This window comes from Bacillus sp. AY2-1, from assembly GCF_008368965.1.
Taxonomy (GTDB): domain Bacteria; phylum Bacillota; class Bacilli; order Bacillales; family Bacillaceae_G; genus Bacillus_A; species Bacillus_A thuringiensis_S.
Window position 1 is genome coordinate 17,674 of record NZ_QPEL01000009.1, and the last position, 22,657, is coordinate 40,330.

The window sequence follows — 22,657 nt, forward strand, 5'->3', positions numbered from 1 at the left end:
CAGGTGAGAAGGCCTTTTGTTATTCTTCCATAGCGACTGTAGAAAATAAGGAGGAGTAATAATGAACGTCACTACTGATGTACAACAAACAACAGAGGAGACGAAAGCGAAAAGGTATAAAACATTATTTGGTTCTGCGCTAGGATATGCAGCAGAAGGTTTAGATATGTTGCTATTATCTTTCGTACTTGTCTATATTTTAAAAGAGTTTCACTTAAGTCCTGTTGAAGGTGGAAACTTAACATTAGCTACCACAATAGGGATGTTAATTGGTTCTTATTTATTTGGATTTATTGCTGATTTATTTGGCCGTATTCGTACAATGGCCTTCACAATCTTACTGTTTTCACTAGCAACCGCACTCATTTATTTCGCAACAGACTACTGGCAATTATTAATTCTTCGCTTTTTAGTTGGAATGGGAGTTGGTGGTGAATTCGGAATCGGAATGGCCATTGTAACAGAAACATGGTCTAAAGAAATGCGCGCTAAAGCGACATCTGTTGTTGCACTTGGATGGCAATTTGGTGTACTGATTGCTTCACTCCTTCCAGCATTTATTGTCCCACACTTTGGATGGAGAGCCGTTTTCTTATTTGGATTAATTCCAGCTTTACTAGCTGTCTATGTCCGTAAAAGTTTAAGTGAACCGAAAATATGGGAGCAAAAACAACGCTACAAAAAGGAACTATTGCAAAAAGAAGCTACAGGTAAATTAACAACTACTGAAGCAGAACAACTAAAACATATAAAAAAATTCCCACTTCGAAAATTATTTGCCAATAAAAAAGTAACAATCACAACAATCGGTCTTATTATTATGTCGTTTATCCAGAACTTCGGATATTACGGCATCTTCACATGGATGCCAACTATTTTAGCAAATAAATATAACTATACATTAGCAAAAGCGAGTGGCTGGATGTTCATTTCTACCATCGGTATGCTAATTGGAATTGCAATCTTTGGTATTCTGGCTGATAAAATTGGTCGTCGTAAAACTTTTGCAATTTATTATATTGGTGGTACAGTATACTGTCTCATTTACTTCTTCTTATTCACAGATTCAACATTATTATTATGGGGAAGTGCATTGCTTGGATTCTTTGCAAATGGAATGATGGGAGGGTTTGGGGCAATTTTAGCTGAAAACTACCCTGCTGAAGCTCGCTCTACCGCAGAAAACTTTATTTTCGGTACAGGACGTGGGTTAGCTGGATTTGGGCCTGTTATTATCGGCTTACTCGCTACAGGCGGCAACCTGCTTGGAGCATTGTCCTTGATTTTTATCATCTACCCAATCGGGTTAATTACAATGCTAATATGTGTACCAGAAACAAAGGGAAAAGTATTAGATTAAACGTAAAAGAGGAAGCATCTTATTTAAGATGCTTCCTCTTTTACATTTTTATTTATTTTGATTTACTAGCCTTCTGAAATAAGAATGCAGTTTTATCTTCTTCTTTTACAATACCTTGTTTTAATGCTAATTCTCCCGCAACTTTAGGCGCTAACCATAGCATTGGGAATAATAAAATTGATACCGGAACTGCCGTCACTACGATAAACGATTGTAGCGCATTAATACTTCCTTCACCCATATATAAAAGAATTGCTGCAACTGCTCCCATAATAAGCGACCAAAAAATTCGCAAACTAATTCTAGGATCTCCGTCTCCAGTCACTGCCATTGAAATGGAATACGCCATTGAATCTCCTGTTGTCACTACAAATAAAATTGTTAATAAAAGAAATGCTGGTCCAATAATATTAGAAAGTGGCAATTGCCCTGTAATTGCAATCATAGCTGCCGGCATACCAGATTCACTTAATGCGTCCGAGATAGAACCAGGATTCATTAACTCATAAAACACACCTGATCCACCTAATATAGTAAACCAAAACGTTGTAATAATAGGTGCGATAATTCCAATTGCAACGATGATTTCTCGAATCGTTCTCCCTCTTGAAATTCGACTCACTAAAATTGCCATCATTGGTCCGTATCCAATAAACCATCCCCAGAAAAAGATTGTCCAAGACCCTAACCAACTTGTATCACCACGGTATGTGCTCATCGGTATAAACTCACTTACATAAAATCCAAACGAAGAAACAAACGAATCAATAATAAATCCACCTGGCCCAAATAGTAATATGAATGCCATTAACAAAATTGCTAATCTAACATTTAAATTACTTATAATTTGAATCCCTTTATCAATACCTGTTACTGCCGATATGGTAGACACGGCCACTACACAAACAATAATTGCCAATTGAGTAGTAAACACATCAGAAATTCCAAATAATTCTTGTAACCCATAACTTGCTTGTAAACCTAAAAATCCAATGGGGCCAATTGTACCTGCAGCTACTGCAATAATTGCAGCTGCATCAATTATCGTTCCAAGCAGGCTCTTTCCTAATTTTTCCCCAAAAATAGGATATAAAAGCGTTCGAGGTTTTAGCGGCATACCTTTATGATAATGTCCATACATCATAACTACCGCACTAATTGTACCTAAAATCGTCCATGCTAAAAATCCCCAATGCATATAACTTTGTGCTAAAGCAGGCATGACTGCTTCTTTCGTTCCAGCAGATATACCATCATGTATTGGTGGCACCGTCATCAAATGGTACATTGGCTCTGCTGCTGCCCAAAAAACGCCACCTCCGGCAAGTAATGTAGACATAATAATAGCAAGCCATTTTGCCGTACTAATCTCAGGTTTTTCTAATCCCCCAAGTTTAACTCTCCCATATTTGGAGAACGCCATACACATCGCAACAATAAATGTACCTAATAATAAAACTTGCCAGAAGGCACCAAAATATTTAATTGAAAAAGCGAAACTGTTATTAATCGCACTCTCTACATAATCCTTGTTCAAAAAAACTGCAATTACAAATAATAAAAGTGAACCACCGCTAATAATAAATACAGGCCAATCAGTTTTTCGACTCTTCATCCTCATTTACACTTCCTCCTTCCTCAGCAATCTAAAAAAACAACTTTATTATGTTTTATTGTTTAAACCCAAAACACAATAATTATATATGCATAACATTTTATCGACTTCCCACATACTTATGTTGTCCCTAAAAATATGCCAAATCCCTTATTAAAAAGAAAAAATCTCTTTCTCTTACATAAAAAAGCAAAACAAAAGACCTTATATTTCTATAAGGTCTTCGAAACAGAAATTTGATTATAACATAAGGAACTCCTTGGTTCAAAAATCCTCTTCCAAAAATAACCGAGAGTAAAGGCTTCCATTTGCTACATAACAGTAATTAAAAAAATTATATTTTGCAGAAAAAACTGCACTAAATATTATTTATGAAAGAAATTTGGCTTCAAAATTTCATTCGGATACGGTTTGTGATAAATATGAGTGGTAGCTGGAGATAATGGTGGAATAAGCCACACCCAATTACCTGTTACAACACGACCACAAGCAGCTTCTTGCTTCTCAAATTGCTGAAATTGTTGTGCAGCAGTATGATGATCAACAATACTAACTCCTTGTTTTTTAAAAGAGTGTAGTACGGCAATATTCAACTCAATTAGCGCCTTATCCTTCCATAACGTACCGTTTCTCGATGTATCTAAATCCATCATCTCCGCAACAGCCGGAAGTAAATTATAACGATCATGATCCGCTAAGTTGCGCGCCCCAATTTCTGTTCCCATATACCATCCATTGAACGGAGCAGCTGTATAAGAAATACCGCCAATTTCTAAGCACATATCCGAGATCATTGGAACCCCATACCATTTTGCTCCAAGTGATGAAATAGGGTATTCTGGGTGTTCAATTGGCACTTCTTTTACTTCTTTCCTCGGAATTTCTTTATATGTAGGCGCCTTCCCGTTTATAGAAAACACAAGTGGCAATACATCGAAATTCGTACCTTCTCCTTGCCAGCCAAGCTCCTGACAAAAGTCCGTAAATGTAGCGGAATGAGAGTCACCGATCACTCCCATTTCTGTTTTATATCCTGCATATCGAATCAATTGGTGATTATAAATTCGTATATTATTTTCCTCACCTTGATATTGCTTAAAAATCGTAATGGTTGGTTTAACTTTCCCGTCGTTCGTTGCATATTTAATATGATGAATTAATGCATTATATACACCCTCTTCATCATTTACTTCGCGCGCATCTAATATGTGCATCTTACTCCAAAATAGTCTTCCAATACATCTATTACTGTTACGCCATGCCATTCGTGAACCATGAACAAGTTCTTCAAATGTATGCTCATATGTCCCTGTCTTCTCTACCTCAATTTGAATTTCTTTTATACGTTCTTCTATCAATTGTTCTTTATGAAGCTCTTTATAACAAATCGTAATAAAATTACTTGCTTCCTCTATTAATTGTTTCGTTTCACTCATAAACAATCTCCTTCTATTTCAACAAAACCCTGATACTTTACAGTATAAGCAAAAAGGATAGGAGTCACAAATGAAAGCGAGAGTGTTACTTTTATTGTAATATTTTTCAGAAAATTAACGAACTTACTATTGACTTCCATAGAAAATGAGTGTATTTTTGACTCAGGTAAAGTTTTTTTACCTAGACCAACTTTTGAATAGAAAGGAGGGAATGTTATGTCTTCATTTCAATTGCCAAAGCTTTCATATGACTATGATGAACTAGAGCCACATATCGATAGCAATACACTTTCCATTCATCATGGAAAGCACCATGCGACATACGTAAACAATTTAAATGCTACTTTAGAAAATTATACTGAATTACATAATAAATCTTTAGAAGAATTGCTATGTAATTTAGATGCTTTACCGAAGGAAATTGTTACAGCTGTACGAAATAACGGTGGTGGTCACTATTGTCATAGTCTTTTTTGGGAAGTGATGAGCCCACGAGGTGGCGGTGAGCCTAATGGAGACGTTGCAAAAGTAATTGATTATTATTTCAATACCTTTGACAACTTAAAAGATCAACTTTCCAAAGCAGCTATTAGTCGTTTTGGAAGTGGCTATGGATGGCTTGTTCTTGACGGTGAGGAACTCTCTGTTATGAGTACACCAAATCAAGATACGCCTTTGCAAGAAGGAAAAATCCCCTTACTCGTAATTGATGTATGGGAACATGCTTATTATTTAAAGTATCAAAATCGGCGCCCCGAGTTTGTTACCAACTGGTGGCATACAGTAAACTGGGACCAAGTAAACGAGAAGTATTTACAAGCAATTCAATCGCAAAAACATTAGTCGTACGTATAAGGTAAATTTGGTAATGTAAAATCAGTATTGTCGAAATCCTCCAGAATCCCCCGGATTGCCACCGGGGGATTTATGATTACTTCATTGTATTTATATAATGTTTTAAAACATTTTTTATTTCTATTTTCAGCTCTCGGAACAAAAATCCAAATTCACGAGCCTTTCCATTATGTAACGTACAGTTAGTTACCTCATTATAAGGAGCTATATTTTCCCCAGCTTCCTGGATAAGTGCTTTTATTCCCGTCTTCTCTTCTATGAAATGAATAATTTCTTCCGTAGAAACTACCCCGTTACTACAGGCGTTAATTGGTCCTTTCACATTTTCCATTCCGCACCAAGCTAGAAACTCTCCTGCCTCTTTTTCATGTATAAATGACAAATTTCCATCTACATGATCCACAACGATAGGGTTTTGGTTCACAACACATTCAACGTAAAATTGTAACCTTTTCGTATAATCATTTTCTCCAATAACAACTGGAAAACGCACTGCAACGACTGGGAATGTTGCATATTGAAATAAAACCGCTTCGGCTAATCGCTTTCCTTCACTATAATTAAAATCATTCCTATCTCCATATGTAATTACATATTCGTATGGATTAAAGTCCTCTTCTAACAAGCTTAATGCAGGTTCATAGACAGCCATTGAAGATGTCATAATATACTTCTTCGTTTTTCCTTTCAAAACTTCACATACCATTTTCGCTGCATTTGAACTATAGCATAAATTATCGTATACAATATCATAACTTTTTCCTTCTAGACGCTCTTCTAGTAGTTTTCCATCTTCTCTATCGACAATTATTCTTTTTACTGCGTTACCAAAAGAATCTTCAGTAACTCCCCTCGTGGCAATTGTTACATCGTGTCCAGCTTGCAAAAGGTACTCTACTAAATGTTTACCAAAAAATCTTGTTCCTCCTAGCACCAACACTTTTTTCAATTTCATCATCCCCATTTTTGCAATTTATAAAATATTACTTCTTTTATTATAAAAGGCTACTATAAAAAAAAGCATGAAATCAGTTTAACGATTCCATGCTTTTATGCAGATAATATATTAACGGACTCTATATTTAAAAATACAATAACAAAAGTACAAAATAGAAATTACTGATACATAAACCCATAGTTCATATACAAATCCCTCTCCCCACACTCCCATAAAATAAAATAGTGAAGGTAAAGTCAATGTTACCCATGATTGTACGAAGGCGATTCGTCCGAGATATTGATTAATATTCTTTTTTTGTGTATTTAGCACAAAGAATAAGTACCAAAGTAATGCCCACATAAACCATGTTAACGCATTAACAACATCATGAAATTGAACAAATGAAACAACCATATAGAATAAGGCTATAATTGCTACCCAAATACAAAACCATCCTAGACCACTACTATCCATTCCCTTTATAAAAGTAACACCTACATATAAATAGGTTAATCCAAATAAGAAAGTAGCCGCATATGAATACACTGTCCAATTGCTTTGGTCAGAAATCATGATCAAATAAAACGGAATAATAATTTGTAGTGCACCCACAAATAAATTAAAAACACCCGCACTTTTCATCTCTGCTTTCCCTAATATAACAAGACTATTTAAAAATAAAGCTGCCCCTGAAAGTAATAATCCTACATAACCCATATATACTCGTGTGAAAATCTTTACCTTTCACACTTTTAACCTCCCCACACTATAAAGTGATACTTATATTATTTTTCTTCCCATTTAAAACTACATACATAATTTTTCATCTGTATAAGTCAGACCTCCTACCTTAAAAAGGAGCGAACTTAAAACGCTTTCAATAATAAATAATCCTATCAAAACATGAACTAGGATTCCTTGATTATAAACGGACTCTAGCGATGATACAAGTGTTGGAATACATTTCAATAATACGCTTTCAATTTCCATAAAAAATGAATAAAATAATACATTCCTCTATCTCATTCTACTACCTTCTAGCATAAGATATTGTAAAATCCTATCATTTTAAGAAAGGTTTGATATTTATGCCTCTTCATTATCCAAATCATTCTGTTTTTCACTCTACAGGTGTATTAACAAGAGAACCTGCAACTATTTCAGCGGTCATAAACATTGTAAATTTAGATGCATATTACGCTCACTATGTAAATATAGAAGTGTGGGATTGGTCTAATTATTCTAATCCTGTAAAGTTACCTGTATTAATTGGTGAAAATGCAGAAGTAGAATTCCCATATGTTTTACAAGGCAATCATCTCGCAGTCTTTTATGCTAATTTAGATGAAACTATTGATTTGTATGAAATACGTATTTCTTATCCCGCTCACTCCAATATTATTGCAAATTGTTTCGGACGAAGTCTCCCACCATATACAAGTCAAGAGGGAAACACAGTATATCACAAACAACTTGTTCGAATTCATTAATTCCTCCTATTATGTAATAGGTGGTGGTCCGTAATACATTCTTTCTTATGAGAAAATTGTATTACGGACCTAAAACGCGATAGTAACCCTTAACAGTTTTTGATTGTTTCAAATCCTCAATTTTGTATAAGGAATAGGCTTGAATCAAAACCTTTAATTTCTTTTAATAAATTTACATATGCTCGCTGAAATTGCTCTTGTGTTGCTGGCTGATCATAAAATAAAACTTTAATCAGTTGGGGTTTTACAGGCAGTTGATCCCTCATCTATATCCTTTCCGATAATTTTCCTTATTTATAACAATACCTTTGTAGCACTTTTCAATCTTTATTCACTTACTACTAGGCTATATTAAATACACTTTCGTTCTAAGACGAGAAATAGAGCGCATACTTAATAATCAATACCTTTACTAATATTGAAAGTATCGATTCCTACACGTGTTGCCAGTCAAATATTCCTATAAAACAGGGAACGTTCTTTTCTAGGTTAGGTAATAAACTTAATAAAAAATGAATATAAAAAATGACCTCTTGCTTTTAAGCAAAGGTCATTTTTTTATTCATCATTAAACTTCTAAATAGCCATTTTTATTATTTGATTGCCATTTCCAAGAATCTGCACACATCTCTTCTAATCCGCGTGTTGCCTCCCAGCCTAATTCACGCTTTGCTTTCGATGCATCAGCAAAACATACTGCCACATCACCTGGGCGACGCTCTGTGATTTTATAAGGAACTTTCTTGCCCGAAACTTTTTCAAATGCTTCAACCATCTCTAGTACACTATAGCCCATGCCTGTGCCCAGGTTATAAGCATCTACTCCTGTTGTACTCATTACTTTCTCAAGCGCCTTTACGTGACCATTTGCTAAGTCCACAACATGGATGTAATCACGGACTCCTGTTCCATCTTTCGTTGGATAGTCATTTCCGAATACACTTAATTCTTTTAACTTACCTACTGCTACTTGCGTTACATATGGCATTAAGTTATTTGGGATTCCATTTGGATCTTCTCCGATACGCCCACTTTCGTGTGCACCAAATGGATTGAAATAGCGAAGTAATGCGATACCCCATTCTGCATCTGCAAATGCTACATCACGCATAATTTGCTCAATCATTAATTTCGTTTGACCATATGGATTTGTTGCACTTAATGGAAACTCCTCCGTAATCGGTGACGTTTCCGGGATACCATATACAGTTGCAGATGAACTAAAGATCATCTTCTTTACATTATGTTTCTGCATTACTTCACATAGCACTAACGTGCTTGTAATGTTGTTATGATAATATGTTAATGGAATCGCTACTGACTCCCCTACAGCTTTAAATCCTGCAAAGTGAATAACTGCTTCAATTACATTTTCTTCAAAAATTGCGTCAAGCGCTTCGCGATTTAAAACATCTTCTTTATAAAACTTAAATTGTTTTCCTGTTATTTCTTTCACTCGATTTATGGATTCTACCGAGCTATTCGAAAGATTATCCACTACTATAACTTCGTAACCGCTATTTAGTAATTCTACACATGTATGACTACCAATATATCCTGCTCCACCTGTTACAAGTATTGCCATAATTATAGTCCTCCATATTTCATTCATTATAAACTTCTCAAAGTATATCACATATTTCTTATCCTATGTTTAACATGCGAACACAGAAACTTACATTTTATCCCATAATAATTTTATAACATATACGATTCTAATCAGGTAATAAAAAAAACGCCACATAATAAAAATTATGTGGCGTTTTTTTATTAAATTACGTAACAATATACACTTAGAAAGTGCGCAAGACTACCTAATAATACAAAAACATGAAAAATTTCATGATGTCCCATATATTTAAACTCTAGCCATTTTGGCTTTGTGCCATAAATAAATCCACCAATTGTATAAAAAATGCCCCCAAGTACTAAGAAAACAATACCTCCTGTACTTAAATTCTCAGCTAACGGTGCAAAGAACAAAACAATTAACCAACCCATCGTAATATAAATTGCTGTCGATAACCATCTTGGACAATTAAACCAAAACATTTTAAACACAATACCACAAATCGCAGTTGCATAGACTAAACAAAATAATAGCAAACCACTTGCTGAATTTAATGTAATTAAGCAAAAGGGTGCATATGTACCTGCAATTAATATAAAAATCATAGAATGATCTAGCTTCCTAAAGAAGTAAATAACACGTTCATTGGCCACAACACTATGATACACAGCTGACGCCGCATAAAGGACCATCATTCCAATACCAAACAAAATAACAGCTGTAATTGCAGCAAATGATGGCATCTTAATAGAAACTTTCACAAGCATAGCTAATAAGGCAATAAATGATAAGATCGCTCCACCTAAGTGAGTAAATGCGTTAACTGGTTCCCTTACATAAGTATTCATAATAACACCCCTCATATAATTACATGTAGTTTTGATAACTACATGTAATTATATACACATTTCTTTTTAAGGTCAACATTTACAATTCATTTGTTTCGTAATACCATATTTAAAGATATATTAAACATTAAGTTCCACTAAGTTATAAAAGTGAGGGATTCTACGTGGAAAATATAAATGAATTACTTGAGACATTACATTTAGAAAAAAATATTAAACTTGAGGATATTCCAAATGTTGACTTATATGTAGACCAAGTTGTCCAACTATTTGAGAATACTTATGCAGATACAACGAGAACTGATGATGAAAAAGTATTAACAAAAACGATGATTAATAATTACGCAAAAGGGAAACTATTCATCCCTATCAAAAATAAAAAGTATTCAAAAGAGCATATGATTTTAATTAGCCTGATTTACCAATTAAAGGGAGCTCTCTCCATTAACGACATAAAAAGTTCATTAGAAAATATAAATGACTCCTTATTAAACGATGATTCATTTGAATTAAATGCGTTATATAAAAATTATCTTGCTCTTACTGCAAGCAATGTCGAAAACTTTAAACAAGACGTAAATAAACGTGTTACAGAAGTAAATAAGATTTCTTCCTTAGAAGGTACAAAGCTAGAAAAATTTCTACTATTAACATCCTTCGTGACTATGAGTAATATGTATAGACGTTTAGCAGAGCAACTAGTTGATGATTTGAAAAAATCATAAATAAAAAACTATCCACCTATTAAAGTGGATAGTTTTTTATTTACTTAATTGCCTCATGAACTTTTAATTGTTTCCCTTTAATCGTTGTAGTCTTCATGACTTTCAAGACAAGTGGTCCTTTTCCATTTAATATTTCAACGTAAGAAACGTTATCTTGTATCGTAATAATGCCTATATCTTCTGCTGTAACACCTTTAATTTTAGCAATTGTACCGACGAAATCTACCGCTCTAATTTTCTTTTTCTTCCCGCCATTAAAGTACAGCTTCATAATGCCTTTGTTTATGTCCGCATTTTTATCTTTCTTAATAATTGGTTTAGCATGTATCTTTTCTTCAAATGCAGCTTTCTCTTTCATAACTTCTTCTTTTGAAGGTCCAATTGCCTTTGGAATTTCAAAACCAATATAATCCTCAATCTCTTCTAAAAATCTATTTTCATATGGTGTTATAAATGTAATAGCTTTTCCACTATTTCCAGCTCGTCCCGTTCTTCCAGTACGATGTACATAGCTTTCTTTTTCAAGTGGAATATCATAATTAATAACATGTGTAATATTATCAATATCAATTCCTCTCGCAGCTACGTCTGTTGCTACTAAATAACGGAATTTTCCTTTTCTAAAATCATCCATGACTTCAAAACGATCTTCTTGTACCATACCACCATGTATTTTGTCACAAGGATAATTAGCTCGTTTTAGCTGTCTATATACATGATCTACATTTTCTTGTGTACGGCAGAAAATAATACAACTATCAGGATTCTCAATCATTGTTACATCTTTAAGTAGTGAAAACTTCTCGTCTTCTATCGCCTCAAAAAGAGTATGTTCAATTTTATCCGTTGTAATCCCAGCTGCTTTAATTTCAATATGAGTTGGTGAATTCATATATGTACGAGACAATTTTTCAACATCTTCTGGAAGTGTTGCTGAAAATAACATTGTCATTCTTTTTGTAGGTAATTCATCAATAATTGCCTCTACTTGATCGATAAAGCCCATATTTAGCATCTCATCTGCTTCATCAATAACTAAATACTTCAAACACTCTAAAGAAAGGGTACCCTTCTCAATATGATCCAATACACGACCAGGAGTCCCAACTACAATGTGTGTCTTTTGCTTTAATTCTAATTTTTGACGTGCAAATGGAGATTTCCCATAAACTGCCGCAGCCTTAATCCTTTTGAATCGACCTATATTTGTAATATCTTCTTTTACCTGCACCGCAAGCTCTCTCGTTGGTGTTAAAACTAATGCTTGTGGTTTATTCTCTTCCCACTCCACCATTTCACAAAGTGGAATACCAAATGAAGCTGTTTTTCCACTTCCAGTCTGAGACTTCACAACAAGATCCTTCTTTTGTAATGCGACTGGAATAACCTCACCTTGTACTTCTGTTGGATGATCATATCCTAATCCAGTAAGTGCCCTTACAATTTCCTTACTTAATTTATAATCAGAAAAACTTTTTTTACTCATATATTAACCTCATTTTATTATGTATTATTTTCTTTTTTATCTTTTGTATACGTTACTATTACCCTACTTATTATACTTGAAACCTTACATAAAAAGGTGGTTCATACCAGATTCCTCTTTTTATATAGAAATAAACCTTATCATTTCATATATTGTTCAACTAATTGATAACATCTTTTGCTCGTATTGTTAGCATTGACTCTTTCATGGTATCCTCCATCCCACTCCAAAAAAATAAAAAGAATACATACAACCTTATATAATTATCTCAATTTTTCAATCTTTACCATAAACGAACAATATAAATAAAAATACATTTTAAATTCGTTTTTAACGTTATTTTTCAGATGTAACATCTAGTTTTTCAAAAAATGTTAAGAAATCCTTTGACTTCTTAATAAAAATAATGTAAATTATCCTATGGACGAACATTTTTGATTAATAAAAATAAAATATTCGTATTTTAGGGGTGTAAATGATGGAAAACGTATTCGACTATGAAGATATTCAATTAATTCCTGCAAAATGTATTGTAAATAGCCGCTCTGAATGTGATACAACTGTCACTTTAGGAAAACATAAATTTAAATTACCTGTCGTGCCTGCAAATATGCAAACGATTATTGATGAAAGAATCGCAACTTATTTAGCTGAAAACAATTACTTCTATATCATGCATCGTTTCCAACCAGAGAAACGAATCTCATTCATTAGAGATATGCAATCACGTGGATTAATCGCTTCTATCAGCGTTGGTGTAAAAGAGGACGAATATGAATTCGTACAACAATTAGCTGCTGAGCAAATTACACCTGAATATATCACGATTGATATCGCACACGGTCATTCTAATGCTGTGATCAACATGATTCAACATATAAAAAAACATTTACCAGAGAGCTTCGTTATCGCTGGAAACGTTGGAACTCCAGAAGCGGTAAGAGAATTAGAAAATGCTGGTGCTGATGCAACAAAAGTTGGTATTGGACCTGGTAAAGTTTGTATTACTAAAATTAAAACAGGCTTCGGAACTGGTGGTTGGCAGCTAGCTGCACTTCGCTGGTGTGCAAAAGCTGCAAGTAAGCCAATTATCGCTGATGGTGGTATTCGTACACACGGCGACGTAGCTAAATCTATTCGATTTGGGGCAACTATGGTCATGATCGGTTCTCTATTCGCTGGTCACGAAGAGTCTCCAGGGGAAACAATCGAAAGAGATGGCAAACTTTATAAAGAATACTTCGGTTCTGCTTCTGAATTCCAAAAGGGTGAGAAGAAAAACGTTGAAGGTAAGAAAATGTTCGTTGAGCATAAAGGTTCTTTAGAAGATACGTTAATCGAAATGGAACAAGATCTTCAATCTTCTATCTCTTACGCTGGCGGAACAAAATTAGATGCTATTCGTACTGTAGATTATGTTGTCGTGAAAAACTCGATTTTCAACGGCGATAAAGTATATTAATTCTTAAATTTAAAAAGAAGGACAAGCATAAAAGTGCTTGTCCTTCTTTTTAATATATAAAAACATAAAATATTTTTATTTTACTGAATTTTCTAGTATCATGTTTTTAAATAGTCTTAATGAGGAGGAGATAGACTTGAAAAATGTAATGGAAAATCGCCTTAATCGCGCAGAGGTGCCTGCTGAACTAACATGGGATTTATCCGATTTGTATAATTCTGATGCCGAATGGCATACCGCATTAAACGTATTAGAAAATGATATACAGAAACTTGATACATTTAAAGGACGTTTACATACCAACTCCACAACTTTATTAAATTGCCTACTTTTAGAAGAAGAGCTTTTAATGAAGTTAACAAAACTGTATTCATATGCAAATTTAAAAGAATCTACTGATCGTACAAATCCAGTTATTCAAGCGAACTCTTCCAAAATTTCTGCTTTATGGACGAAAGTACATACTGCACTATCCTTTATCCATAATGAAATTCTCTCACTTGAAGAAGGAACAATTGAAAAATATTTAACTGACGAAACAAAACTTGAACCTTTCCGTAAGTCGTTACTAGAGATACTCAAAAAAAGGCAGCACACTCTCTCTCCTGAAACAGAAGAAGCACTTGCTGCACTTGGCGAAGTTCATAGTTCTCCATACAAAATTTACGGCATGACTAAATTGGCCGATATGGATTTCACTTCTATACAAGACGAACAAGGAAACGAACTCCCTGTTTCATTCTCATTATTTGAAAGCAAATATGAATTTTCTCCAAGCACATATATACGTCGAAAAGCATATTCATCATTTGTTTCCACACTAAAACAATATAAAAATACAATTGCCACAACATATGCTACTGAAGTTAAAAAACAAGTAACACTTTCTCGTTTACGTAAATATGAATCCGTTACCCATATGCTATTAGAACCACAAAGAGTTCCACTTGAAATGTATAACAACCAACTTGATATTATTTATAAAGAATTAGCACCTCATATGCGCCGTTTTGCAGATTTAAAAAAGAAAGTATTAGGACTCGATCAAATGCTTTTCTGCGACTTACATGCACCTTTAGATCCCGAATTTAATCCAGCTATTACTTATGAAGAAGCAGGCACGCTCATTCAAGATTCTTTAAAAGTATTAGGCGATGAATATAGTTCAATAATCCAAAAAGGATTCAAAGAAAGATGGGTAGATCTTGCAGATAACGTAGGCAAATCAACCGGGGCATTTTGCTCAAGTCCATACGGCTCTCATCCCTATATTTTAATTACATGGCAAAATACGATGCGTGGATGCTTCACATTAGCACATGAATTTGGACATGCTGGTCATTTCTATTTAGCAAATAAAAACCAACGTATCATGAACGTACGCCCATCTATGTACTTTGTTGAAGCACCATCAACTATGAATGAATTACTATTAGCTCAGCATTTACTAGCGACTACTGACGATAAGAGAATGCGCAGATGGGTCATTCTACAACTACTCGGCACATATTATCACAACTTTGTTACTCATTTACTTGAGGGTGAATATCAACGTAGGGTATATGCTCTAGCAGAAGAAGGACAGGCCCTTACAGCTACAACTTTAACTGAAATTAAAACAAATGTCCTTTCGACATTCTGGGGAGATTCTGTAGAAATCGATGAAGGTGCGGGCTTAACTTGGATGCGTCAGCCTCATTATTATATGGGTCTATATTCTTACACATATTCCGCAGGCCTCACTACAGCTACTGCAGTAGCTCAAATGATTAAAGAGGAAGGACAACCTGCTATTGATCGCTGGTTAGATGTGCTTCGCGCTGGTGGTACAATGAAACCACTTGAACTAATGAAACATGCCGGAGTAGATATGTCAAAATCAGATGCAATCCGTAAAGCTGTTTCTTACGTTGGTTCATTAATTGATGAATTAGAGCATTCTTATCAAGAATAAAAAATAAGCCCTCGCTTTATGAGGGCTTATTTCATATTTACTTCCCAAACCTTTTACGATATCCACATTTCCTACAAAGCTCTTCAACCGCAACTCTTTTTGAAAATCCATCGACAATGTTTGTTGCTCTTTCACCTTCTATAATGTTAGAAAATGAATCATTATTAATATTTCCAAGGTTAATAATCCCTTCACCATCTAAACAACAAGGAATAACCGTCCCATTCGCTAAAATCCCTGCCTGATTACGAAGTCCATGACAGAATCCTTTCCCATCATCCTCTTCTTCATGTAATGCTGGCCACTGGAATTCATAGTCTTGATTAATAAAGACACGTTCTGCAATTTTTATACCTTTTCCTGGTGTAAGCTTCTCTTCAATCTGATAAGATAGATCAAATTCATTTTCAATTATGGATAATAACTCTCTATTTTTCTGGATTTCAGCATTTGTTTTATTATCCTGAGTTAAATTCCATAACCTTAACGATACAATTAAATCTGATTGACTTGTCGCTTCCCTAATGAAGGAAAGTATACTCCTTACATAGCCCTCTTTATCTTGCGAACCTGGGTGTCCATCAAAACTATGCAGTGAAAAATTCATTTGTCTTAACGCGGGCTTATTTAACAGCCTATGCCTTCTCTTATTAATTAACGTTCCGTTCGTTGTAATATTAACTTTAAACCCTTTTTCATGACTTAAGTCTAATAGCTGATCTATTTTCGGATGGAGCAACGGCTCACCCTTCACGTGCAAATAAATGTAGTCTGTGTGAGGTTTAATTTGGTCTAATCTTTTAGCAAAATCCTCTACAGAAATGAATTGCTTCTGCCTTTCCGTCGGCGGACAAAAGCTACACGCAAGATTACACACACTCGTAATCTCCAAGTAAAACTTCTTAAACTTCTTCACCTTTAATTCCTCACTTCTCTAACTACTTATACTTTTTCCTCTTCATATTACAGCATATTTTTATAGAAATAGAAACATACTTATTTTAGGAAATGTACATACCATCTAATAATGTTTAAAAGACCATCGGTAATTTTTGTCCAATGGTCTTTCCCACTATTAATTATCTTTAACCTCTTTTACATACTCCCATGTTTCACCTTGATCTTTTGATTGATAAAGTATACTACTATTACCATTGTAGTCTCCATCTGCTCCTTGCCCTACTAGCATGTTAAAAACTCCATCCTTCTCATAAGGCAGATTAGGAAAATCAAACGGATTTATTACCTGTCCACTTTCTAGTTTCACTTCATAATTTGTATAGCTCAACTTTTTAAAAGTTATACCCCCATCATCTGTACGGTATAACCTCCCTTCATTTCCAGAGGGTCTGGCTGCCCTTAAAAATCCGAGCTTTTCATTAAAAAAGATGATTCCTGATGCACTACCTACCGCTTCATTGAACGGGTCTTCATTTATAACTCCCCATGTTTCCCCTCCATCAATTGTCTTGCTTAGTGAATAAAAGGTGCTCCCTAATGCTTTATCTGTGACATCTAGTTTATAACCAACTTCTTTTGAAAAGTAAAATTGCTCATTATTATTAGTTAAATTCTTCTTTTTCTTTTTAGAACTACTTTCCTTACTCCAATTTGGGTCACCTAGTAAATTATATCTAGCAGGTACTACCTCTTTCTCTTTTCCAGGGATAAATATAGATACCGTATATCCAATTATTTCGGACTTTGCTTCTTCAAGCTTCTCTAATTTCCCATCTTTATTAATATTAATAATTCCTTCTCTGTTGTAACCCCAGTTCCTTTTCCCATAATAGACCAGCCCATACTTATCTTCATTCCACTTACTTACAGTTTGTTTAACTGGAATGGCTTGAACTGTTTTAATTAAAGGTTTTACTAATTTATCTTCATTATAATCAGCGTTAACATACCCATTTAATCCTACAAAAATATCTTTTGATTTATTTTTATTATAAGATATTAAGTAGCTTTCCTCTTTTCCAGCAGCATTTTTCCCATAAAGAAAAGTATCAAATGATGTAATTGTTCCATCTGATTTAAATTCCAAAGTAAAATCATCCGACATATATAACTTCTTTGGCAAAGTATATTTCTTATTTATATCTTCAAAAATGCCCTCTACACCATACTTATATATATTATCACGCTCAAGTTTAACTGATCTTTCGTTTTTTACGCTTTCTATAAACCATGCTAGTTTACCGCCATAATTCGTTGCACTTTTATAAATTTTTATCCCATAAAAAGACGTTATAAGGATAAGTATTAGAACAGAAATGTATTTCCATCCCTTTACATTTAATAATTTGGATGATTCGCGTTCCCTATTTTTCACAATTTTAATTGTAGTAAATATAATGATAAGTATTAGAAATGCTATAGATAATAACCAAATATAAATATTATTATTCATTCTCCCATACATACATAATAAAGCTAACTCATAACAAAAAATCCAGTATACGATTATTACTAATGGATTTTTTAGTAATGATGCCAATATTTTTTTCATATCTTCCTTAAATATGTTAATCCCCCCTAAGTACATCTAATACTTCTTTTTTCCTATATTGAGTATACTTGATTTCACCAGGCACTTGCATACCCCCATATTTACTGTACATCTTCATTACATATCGGTTAAATCTAAAATAATAAAATGCGTATAAAAAAGCACTCTATCTTGTAAAGATAAGTGCTTTTTTCTTGATTATATTTTTTATTCAATATACAGCCAATAATACTTCATGTTGGTACACAAGGCATGATTAATTTCGGATCAATATTTATGATACAGTTCACCGTAACTAATCTAAATAAGTTTACTTTTTATTATCTTTATAATTAAATTTAACAAAAAAGGTAGTGCCTTCCGATCCTGTTTGAATTTCTATTTTTGCATTATGGCGGGCAGCAATGGCATAACATACACCTAACCCCAATCCAGTTCCATTATCTTTGGTCGTGTAAAATGGCGTACCCAGTTTCTCTAAGACTTCAGGCCTGATACCTTTTCCTTGATCGTGCACTGCAAGCACCACACAATTTTGACCTTCCTTGTAGGTGCTAATGGTTAGAACTTCCCCTGTATTCATCGCTTCTAAGCCATTACGATATAGATTCATTAATAATTGCCGTATCTCATTACGATTTAAAAGTAATTCCGGAATGTCATTTGTATCGACTTGAATATATTTATTTTGATTATACGTATCAATCTTTATTAAAGGGATAATATCGCGGATAATTGAATTTAAATCTAACATCTGCAAATCTAATTTCCTTGTATTACCCATTGAGAGAAATTCAGTAATAATAGAATTGGCACGGTTAAGTTCTTCAATCATTAAATGAAAGTACTTATTATGTTTCTCATAGGTATTCTCTTCTTTTAATAACTGCAAAAATCCTAGTACCGTTGTCATTGGATTTCTAATTTCATGGCTGATACCTGCTGCCATTTGCCCTATTAAATCAATGTTAGATAATCTTTTCAATTCCTGTTCATATTTCTTTTTTTCCGTTATGTTTTTAAAAATACAGCAAATACCATCATCATACGGGTATGCAATAACTTCGTGCCAATATTCATCTGCAGTAGAAAGAAATTCGAAATGAACTGTAGTTCGCTCTGACATCGCACGATGAAATTCCTTATACATAACTGTGTCGATGTCACTCGGGAAAACATCCCATATATTCTTTCCTAATACATCTTTTGCTGTTTTTCTTTGCGGAAAATATTGGTGCTTATTTACGTACGTAAATTCCCATTTATTATTTAAAGTAAAGAATCCATCCGTAATACATTCAATCACACTTGTAACTTTTTCATTAGCAGCAGCTAGCTCTCCCGTTCGCTCTTTCACTATGCTTTCTAGTTGATCCATATATAACAAATTTGAAAACGTAGGGGCTGTGGCATCAACGATAGATTTTGCTAGTTGAATTTGAGAATTATCGTAATTGTGAGCTTTTCCTTCTTTGCCAACGACGATTACCCCTAATACTTCTCCCACTGAAACCAATGGAATCATCAATAGATCCTTACTATCTATATTTTTTGTTTGAATAACCTCTTGGATCTTGGCTTCATAGCTTTTCTCTGTCCGATCCGCTTCTGTCCAATCACAGCCCTTACTTAATTTCGTTGTTTTAATCGTTGTTTTGTCTAGCGGATCTAGAAGATGGGCAGTCATATTTTTACTCTCTAAAATCTGTTCTAAGTAAAAAAAGCATTTATCAAAACTCTCCTGTATCGAAGAACACATTGATAAATCACGGGTAACATTTAGTAACAGCTGCTTCTCAGCAATAAGGTTTTCCTTTTGTGTTAAATTATTTGCGTTTTGAATTGCGACCGCGGCCATATTTACATAAGCTTCAACACTTTGAATTTCTGAATCTGTTAAGTTCATCGGAATCCCATAATCAAATAAAAAAACCAGACCAAATAACTCTTGCCTAAATGAGATAGGCAGAGCTAATAAGGACTTAATTTTAAACGCATCAACTGGTCTCGGATCTGGTCGATGATCCTTTGAGGTATCAGGAATATAGATGGTTTTTTTCGTTTCAATAACTTCTTTTGCCAGTAAGTCTATTTCAGGATCAATTACCTGAGTATCGAGCGTTACGCCATTTATGGTCTCTGGTTTTCCTGCAAACCCTCTAAATGTTCCATCTTCCTGTGGTAAATAAATTCCAACAGCATCGCACCTAACAATCTCCTCTGATATCGCCATTGTCACACGCTGCAATACTTCACGTAGTTCTAATTTCGTATTTATTATTTTTGTTATATTCGCGAGCCTAGAATATCTCGTCTGATCACTTACCATTCACATAGCCTCCAGTTATAGGCATAATAAAATAAATATGATAATATCAGTGTCTTACCTTTATTTTACATAGAATATCTTACTTATGATACGGTTCCCCACGATTAATCCGAAACGCTCTATACACTTGTTCAAGCAATACTAATCGCATTAATTGGTGTGGTAATGTCATCTTTGAAAAAGAAAGTGATTCGTTTGAACGCTTCATCACTTCTGAACTTAGTCCGAGTGATCCACCAATTACAAATGCGACTTTACTCTTTCCGTATGTAGCAAGGCGATCTAGACTTACCGCAAATTCTTCTGATGACTTTTGCTTTCCTTCTATAGCTAATGCAATCACATGCGTGTCATCAGAAATTTTATCCAGTATACGTATACCTTCTTTTTCCTTTACAATTAACATTTCTGCTTCACTTAAATTTTCTGGCGCCTTTTCATCGGGCAATTCAATTACTTCTACTTTTGCGTATGCTGATAATCGTTTTAAGTATTCTGCTATACCTTGTTTCAAATATTTTTCTTTTAATTTCCCAATTGAAATAATCGAGATATTCACACGTATCATCCACCTTACAAACATGTTATCCACAAAACTTATCCACATATCCACAAACACTACCCACATATTGTGTGAGAATCTGTGTTCGATACAACATATGTCGCCTCATTTTGACAAAATTCACATGTTTTTTTCTCTTTTTCTGAGTTATCCACATTGTTGATAACCGGCGCAACTTCACACTCATCCACAATAATATCTAACGCTAATTCAACATGTTCTAAACAACAAGGTAAATTCATTTTCTTCACCTCACTTTTCTACAATAGAAAACAGGAGGTAGGCCCTCCTGTTTTTAATACTTTTGAATGCCTAATTTCACTGTTGTTGTTACTCTTTTTGTACCACGATAAAACGTAAGAGTCATTTTATCATTAATTTCCTTATCATATAAGGCCGTGCGGAATCCAATAATATCGCGAATCGGTTTTCCATCTACTGCCACAATAACATCATGTTCTCTTAAACCAGCATCTGCGCCTGGCGAAGGATTTTTCACATCCAAAATACAAACTCCTTCTGTTACAGTACCTGGTAAATGTAATGTTTTTGACCAATAATAGTTTGGAATTTCATTTAATGACCTAAGTTCAATCCCAACATACGGCCTTCTTACTTTTCCATACTTCTCAAGTTCATTCATAATCGGAACAGCCCTAGTCACCGGAATAGCAAGTCCGATTCCTTCTACTTCTTTTGCAGCAATTTTCATTGAATTAATACCAATTAATTGTCCTGCTGCATTTACAAGCGCACCGCCACTATTCCCCGGATTAATCGCCGCATCCGTTTGTAACACTTCTACTTGCCAATCATAGTGTCCATCTTGATCTAAATCTACAGGGACAATACGTTCATTAGCTGAAATAATACCTTGTGTAACAGTTCCAGAGAATTGCAGTCCGAGTGGATTTCCAATCGCAATGACTGGCTCTCCTCTGCGAACAGTATTAGAATCGCCGATTTCAATTATTTTTTTCACATGCTTTGCATCTATTTCTAATACAGCTAAATCTGTGACTACATCGGTTCCTAATACTTTTCCAGGAACCTTCTTACCGTCACTTAAACTTACTTCAATACGATTCGCTCCAGCTACAACATGATTATTCGTTACAATATAAGCTTGACCATTTGTCTTTTTATAAATTACTCCTGATCCTGTACCAGCCTCTGAATCTGCCTCTGAAAAGTTATCTCGTTGAATGTTAATAACGCCCACAACAGCTTCAGATGCACGGTCAACAGCATCTACAAAGCTAATCTGTTTAATTCCTTGAGCTTCGGCCATATTACTTCCGCTTGCTTCAGCTTGCGGAAGCGTATCAGCAGAATTTGAAAATAAAGGAGCTCCAAACGCAAATAAAGAAGCTCCTACAATTGTTCCCGCTATACTAGAAAGAACTATACCTTTATGCTTCTTTTTCCCTGCACGTTTCATACGATAATTTTCTTCATCAATAAAGGACATATTTGTTCACCCATCTTCCTGAAAACAACTATATTCACCTTT

19 protein-coding genes are annotated in these 22,657 nt (G+C 34.4%); 6 read left to right on the forward strand and 13 right to left on the reverse strand.

The window, feature by feature from the left end:
* Window positions 1-61 precede the first annotated feature (61 nt).
* Window positions 62-1,360: an MFS transporter gene (locus DN403_RS01050; protein ID WP_001103414.1), complete on the forward strand. Its 1,299-nt coding sequence runs from the start codon at window positions 62-64 to the stop codon at window positions 1,358-1,360.
* Between the two features lie 52 nt (window positions 1,361-1,412).
* Here DN403_RS01050 and DN403_RS01055 read toward each other — a convergent pair whose 3' ends face one another.
* Together DN403_RS01055 and DN403_RS01060 are read right to left on the reverse strand one after the other, a co-directional pair.
* Window positions 1,413-2,981 carry a BCCT family transporter gene (locus DN403_RS01055; protein WP_001242448.1) on the reverse strand — a complete coding sequence of 523 codons (1,569 nt, stop codon included), beginning with the start codon at window positions 2,979-2,981 and terminating at the stop codon, window positions 1,413-1,415.
* A gap of 359 nt (window positions 2,982-3,340) precedes the next feature.
* Entirely contained in the window at window positions 3,341-4,411 is a 1,071-nt protein-coding gene (locus DN403_RS01060) for a nitric oxide synthase oxygenase (protein WP_000005086.1), read from the reverse strand.
* Between the two features lie 216 nt (window positions 4,412-4,627).
* On the opposite strand from DN403_RS01060, the gene sodA reads away from it, so the two are divergent.
* Window positions 4,628-5,254, forward strand: a complete 627-nt coding sequence (sodA, locus tag DN403_RS01070) for a superoxide dismutase [Mn] (RefSeq protein ID WP_000094037.1) — start codon at window positions 4,628-4,630, stop codon at window positions 5,252-5,254.
* An 88-nt stretch (window positions 5,255-5,342) separates the two neighbouring features.
* Here sodA and DN403_RS01075 read toward each other — a convergent pair whose 3' ends face one another.
* Window positions 5,343-6,230 (reverse strand): NAD-dependent epimerase/dehydratase family protein, encoded by an 888-nt coding sequence (locus DN403_RS01075; protein ID WP_003280977.1) that lies wholly within the window; start codon window positions 6,228-6,230, stop codon window positions 5,343-5,345.
* 102 nt (window positions 6,231-6,332) lie between these two features.
* Complete coding sequence (locus tag DN403_RS01080; protein WP_000542567.1) at window positions 6,333-6,923, reverse strand: AmiS/UreI family transporter; 591 nt, start codon at window positions 6,921-6,923, stop codon at window positions 6,333-6,335.
* Window positions 6,924-7,294: 371 nt separating this feature from the next.
* Here DN403_RS01080 and DN403_RS01090 point away from each other — a divergent pair, with 371 nt between their 5' ends.
* The gene (locus DN403_RS01090; protein WP_001128270.1) at window positions 7,295-7,696 is read left to right on the forward strand and encodes a hypothetical protein; all 402 of its coding nucleotides are present in this window, start codon (window positions 7,295-7,297) and stop codon (window positions 7,694-7,696) included.
* Window positions 7,697-8,264: 568 nt separating this feature from the next.
* Here the strand turns inward: DN403_RS01090 and galE are convergent.
* Both galE and trhA read right to left on the reverse strand, forming a co-directional pair.
* The gene (gene galE / locus DN403_RS01095; protein ID WP_000996551.1) at window positions 8,265-9,281 is read right to left on the reverse strand and encodes a UDP-glucose 4-epimerase GalE; all 1,017 of its coding nucleotides are present in this window, start codon (window positions 9,279-9,281) and stop codon (window positions 8,265-8,267) included.
* 185 nt (window positions 9,282-9,466) lie between these two features.
* Window positions 9,467-10,114: a PAQR family membrane homeostasis protein TrhA gene (trhA, locus tag DN403_RS01100; protein WP_001099726.1), complete on the reverse strand. Its 648-nt coding sequence runs from the start codon at window positions 10,112-10,114 to the stop codon at window positions 9,467-9,469.
* 164 nt (window positions 10,115-10,278) lie between these two features.
* Here trhA and DN403_RS01105 point away from each other — a divergent pair, with 164 nt between their 5' ends.
* Window positions 10,279-10,839: a DUF1836 domain-containing protein gene (locus DN403_RS01105; RefSeq protein WP_000427875.1), complete on the forward strand. Its 561-nt coding sequence runs from the start codon at window positions 10,279-10,281 to the stop codon at window positions 10,837-10,839.
* 40 nt (window positions 10,840-10,879) lie between these two features.
* Here the strand turns inward: DN403_RS01105 and DN403_RS01110 are convergent, their stop codons facing one another.
* Window positions 10,880-12,325 carry a DEAD/DEAH box helicase gene (locus DN403_RS01110; RefSeq protein ID WP_000039346.1) on the reverse strand — a complete coding sequence of 482 codons (1,446 nt, stop codon included), beginning with the start codon at window positions 12,323-12,325 and terminating at the stop codon, window positions 10,880-10,882.
* Between the two features lie 478 nt (window positions 12,326-12,803).
* Here DN403_RS01110 and guaC point away from each other — a divergent pair, with 478 nt between their 5' ends.
* A complete protein-coding gene (gene guaC / locus DN403_RS01115; RefSeq protein WP_000432438.1) occupies window positions 12,804-13,787 on the forward strand; it encodes a GMP reductase in 984 nt (327 codons plus the stop codon).
* A 136-nt stretch (window positions 13,788-13,923) separates the two neighbouring features.
* A complete protein-coding gene (pepF, locus tag DN403_RS01120) occupies window positions 13,924-15,741 on the forward strand; it encodes an oligoendopeptidase F (protein ID WP_074790822.1) in 1,818 nt (605 codons plus the stop codon).
* Window positions 15,742-15,778: 37 nt separating this feature from the next.
* On the opposite strand, the gene DN403_RS01125 is transcribed toward pepF, so the two are convergent.
* The 6 genes from DN403_RS01125 to DN403_RS01150 form a co-directional block, all read right to left on the reverse strand.
* Window positions 15,779-16,657, reverse strand: a complete 879-nt coding sequence (locus tag DN403_RS01125; protein ID WP_000713633.1) for a radical SAM/SPASM domain-containing protein — start codon at window positions 16,655-16,657, stop codon at window positions 15,779-15,781.
* A gap of 159 nt (window positions 16,658-16,816) precedes the next feature.
* Window positions 16,817-18,289, reverse strand: coding sequence for a WD40/YVTN/BNR-like repeat-containing protein (locus DN403_RS01130; protein WP_000280572.1), 1,473 nt, complete (start codon window positions 18,287-18,289; stop codon window positions 16,817-16,819).
* Window positions 18,290-18,563: 274 nt separating this feature from the next.
* Entirely contained in the window at window positions 18,564-20,582 is a 2,019-nt protein-coding gene (locus DN403_RS01135; RefSeq protein WP_074790820.1) for a GAF domain-containing sensor histidine kinase, read from the reverse strand.
* Window positions 20,583-20,661: 79 nt separating this feature from the next.
* Window positions 20,662-21,141 carry a 23S rRNA (pseudouridine(1915)-N(3))-methyltransferase RlmH gene (gene rlmH / locus DN403_RS01140; RefSeq protein WP_001027003.1) on the reverse strand — a complete coding sequence of 160 codons (480 nt, stop codon included), beginning with the start codon at window positions 21,139-21,141 and terminating at the stop codon, window positions 20,662-20,664.
* A gap of 59 nt (window positions 21,142-21,200) precedes the next feature.
* Window positions 21,201-21,386, reverse strand: coding sequence for a CxxH/CxxC protein (locus tag DN403_RS01145; protein WP_001052827.1), 186 nt, complete (start codon window positions 21,384-21,386; stop codon window positions 21,201-21,203).
* Window positions 21,387-21,439: 53 nt separating this feature from the next.
* Complete coding sequence (locus DN403_RS01150) at window positions 21,440-22,615, reverse strand: S1C family serine protease (protein ID WP_074790818.1); 1,176 nt, start codon at window positions 22,613-22,615, stop codon at window positions 21,440-21,442.
* Window positions 22,616-22,657 lie beyond the last annotated feature (42 nt).

Excerpts from the sequence above, each read along its gene's own strand:
- DN403_RS01050 (WP_001103414.1), top strand. The coding sequence starts at position 62 with ATGAACGTCACTACTGATGTACAACAAACAACAGAGGAGACGAAAGCG.
- DN403_RS01055 (WP_001242448.1), bottom strand. The coding sequence starts at position 2,981 with ATGAGGATGAAGAGTCGAAAAACTGATTGGCCTGTATTTATTATTAGC.
- DN403_RS01060 (WP_000005086.1), bottom strand. The coding sequence starts at position 4,411 with ATGAGTGAAACGAAACAATTAATAGAGGAAGCAAGTAATTTTATTACG.
- sodA (WP_000094037.1), top strand. The coding sequence starts at position 4,628 with ATGTCTTCATTTCAATTGCCAAAGCTTTCATATGACTATGATGAACTA.
- DN403_RS01075 (WP_003280977.1), bottom strand. The coding sequence starts at position 6,230 with ATGGGGATGATGAAATTGAAAAAAGTGTTGGTGCTAGGAGGAACAAGA.
- DN403_RS01080 (WP_000542567.1), bottom strand. The coding sequence starts at position 6,923 with ATGGGTTATGTAGGATTATTACTTTCAGGGGCAGCTTTATTTTTAAAT.
- DN403_RS01090 (WP_001128270.1), top strand. The coding sequence starts at position 7,295 with ATGCCTCTTCATTATCCAAATCATTCTGTTTTTCACTCTACAGGTGTA.
- galE (WP_000996551.1), bottom strand. The coding sequence starts at position 9,281 with ATGGCAATACTTGTAACAGGTGGAGCAGGATATATTGGTAGTCATACA.
- trhA (WP_001099726.1), bottom strand. The coding sequence starts at position 10,114 with ATGAATACTTATGTAAGGGAACCAGTTAACGCATTTACTCACTTAGGT.
- DN403_RS01110 (WP_000039346.1), bottom strand. The coding sequence starts at position 12,325 with ATGAGTAAAAAAAGTTTTTCTGATTATAAATTAAGTAAGGAAATTGTA.
- guaC (WP_000432438.1), top strand. The coding sequence starts at position 12,804 with ATGGAAAACGTATTCGACTATGAAGATATTCAATTAATTCCTGCAAAA.
- DN403_RS01130 (WP_000280572.1), bottom strand. The coding sequence starts at position 18,289 with ATGTACTTAGGGGGGATTAACATATTTAAGGAAGATATGAAAAAAATA.
- DN403_RS01135 (WP_074790820.1), bottom strand. The coding sequence starts at position 20,582 with ATGGTAAGTGATCAGACGAGATATTCTAGGCTCGCGAATATAACAAAA.
- DN403_RS01145 (WP_001052827.1), bottom strand. The coding sequence starts at position 21,386 with ATGAATTTACCTTGTTGTTTAGAACATGTTGAATTAGCGTTAGATATT.
- DN403_RS01150 (WP_074790818.1), bottom strand. The coding sequence starts at position 22,615 with ATGTCCTTTATTGATGAAGAAAATTATCGTATGAAACGTGCAGGGAAA.